Raw genomic sequence first — 2,132 nt, 5'->3', positions numbered from 1 at the left:
CACTGATTCTACCAAAGAGGGACGGGGTGGCACGTCTACATGATGTCACCCAGCGCTTCCACTGAATTTACACCAATTATATGGACTCAACTTAAAAATCGAGAGTCGAATTGTCCGGATCGAGGACTCGTCAACGTTGGCTGAAATCATTACTGGCGCAGATTTGGTTATCAAGGCAATTGATTCTCCAGAGTCCGTCATGACTTGGCTAAACCAAGCGTGTGTGGCACAAGGAATTCCTTATATAGCGGGAGGGTTTGCGGACACGTCGGGGATCATTGGACCGATTTTTATTCCTAAAAAATCGTTGTGTTTTGACTGTGTAGGCGCTCCTCAAGGAAAGCGTCTAGCAGGTATCGGTCCTACCTTATCGCCGGTCGTGGGTGCTGTTGCTTCTCAGATTGCCTTGTATGCGGTAAAAATTTTATGGCACTCAGACGCTGATCTAGTCAACAAGCTCTTCACATATCGGTTCGACTCCTCGTCATGGCACGAATCACAGTTGGAAAGCACGAAAACTTGCTCTACCTGTGGACATCCACCATATGCCCCCCGGCGTAAGCTAATTATCAACTGGCCGACAGTAGCGATTTTTGTAGCATCTTCTTTCGCTACGCTCTTGGAGCATGTAAAGCATACATTCTTTTGGGGGCTATGTGGATTGCTTGTATTGTTCTTCATTACCGGTATCTATGCGTATAGAAGATCATTTGTACAAACCTTTCGTCGCCTAGTTGTTGACGGAGCGGTGTTCGTTTTACCAGCGATAGTCGGTACTGATTTCTCGACGTTCAAAGCGTTTTCTCAGCACTTTTCGGCTGCAACAATACTGAATATTATCCAAACCATACTTATGATTATTGCGGAAAGCGCCATAGCCTACACGGTCATTTTAGTGGTCATTACAGGCGTCGCGTACCTAGCCCACTTTTTGCATCTTCCCAAAAAGTCAAGCATCCGGACAAATAACACGTGATGGTCAAATTCGACACACCTAGACGCGTGTTCGAGTGAACCTTGAATCAGTTTCTAGAAGGAAAACTGTGGATTGTCGGCGAGGTTATATCCCGACTTCGACAGTTGGGTAGAGCGCATAGACTAACGGATGGATATGGGTTCCTATAGCGGCGCGCCCTTGTCCGACTTATCCACAGGCGTGTGCACACGCGTGGTTTTCGTCTACGGCACCATGCGCAAGGGCCAACCGAACCGCCAGGTCATGGAGCCGCACTTGGTGGCGAGTGAGATACGGGGGATGGGTGTATTGTGTGCCGAAGGAGAAAGTCAGGGGTGCGGGTGGTGAAAGGTACCCGCCACCGATTGAGGATGGTATAATTTACAGTGGGGCTGGGAAACCAAGGGGCAATGAACCTGGCCAAGGCTGGAGCGTGCTGGTGACCGTAAGCTCGCGTTGACTAGCCTGTGCCAACCGTGATCCTGGAGGAGAGTTGGTCATACCCGGGAGATTAGGATGCAAGCGATTCTCAAGGCTATACCCGACGTCCTGTAGAAAATCTGGACCTTATACAACAAGGAGGTTGTATCTTGAAATCCAAGTTTGCGTTAACAGAGAATGATCGTCGCAAGCGATCCCGTGCATCCAAACAGCTTGGGATTATTGCATTGTTAATGCTGTTTAACTACGTAATGCTGGTTTCGGGCGAATATAAAGATCTCGGGCACGGATTGCTAGGAGGCGTCATATCAGGTATATGGATTCTGGTGAATGCGCTTATACTCGCGATCATCGTGCAAATCATCTACGACAGACGTCGAGAATAGAGGGATCAATCTTAAAATTATGTAATTTAGTGGAATCCAGGAGCCAATTAGAAATCCGTGTGCTCGGATACCTGTGGTTGAAGGCCGAATGAGGGGGCTCGCCTTCGGCAGTTAGACATAAGACATCCATGTCGAACTTCGACGCATCGGGGATATGAAAATGAGTAGATCTTGCGATACGATCGTGCCAGCAGCCGCCAGATCTCCTCTGACGAGGAACCTCGGGCACGACTACACGAGTTATCCACAGGTCCCACCCAACTCGCTTCCGAATCACTGTCTCCAAGCATCATACCCAGGATTTCACGATATCCCTCTTCGTTTACACCCGTAGCAATCATCGCAGCTCG

The 2,132-nt window shown here is 48.8% G+C and carries 2 protein-coding genes and 1 pseudogene; 2 read left to right on the top strand and 1 reads right to left on the bottom strand.

The annotated features are described in order from the left end of the window. The first annotated feature begins 61 nt into the window (after positions 1-61). Positions 62-976 carry a ThiF family adenylyltransferase gene (locus BLU70_RS14160; protein WP_083341327.1) on the top strand — a complete coding sequence of 305 codons (915 nt, stop codon included), beginning with the start codon at positions 62-64 and terminating at the stop codon, positions 974-976. Positions 977-1,545: 569 nt separating this feature from the next. Next, positions 1,546-1,782 (top strand): hypothetical protein, encoded by a 237-nt coding sequence (locus tag BLU70_RS14155; RefSeq protein ID WP_074694000.1) that lies wholly within the window; start codon positions 1,546-1,548, stop codon positions 1,780-1,782. A 257-nt stretch (positions 1,783-2,039) separates the two neighbouring features. On the opposite strand, the pseudogene BLU70_RS14495 reads toward BLU70_RS14155, so the two are convergent. Then, positions 2,040-2,132: pseudogene (locus tag BLU70_RS14495) on the bottom strand (transposase); the annotation flags it as partial.

The sequence above is a fragment of the Alicyclobacillus hesperidum genome (assembly GCF_900107035.1).
Taxonomy (GTDB): Bacteria; Bacillota; Bacilli; order Alicyclobacillales; family Alicyclobacillaceae; genus Alicyclobacillus; species Alicyclobacillus hesperidum.
This window is presented reverse-complemented; position numbering and strand designations above follow the sequence as displayed.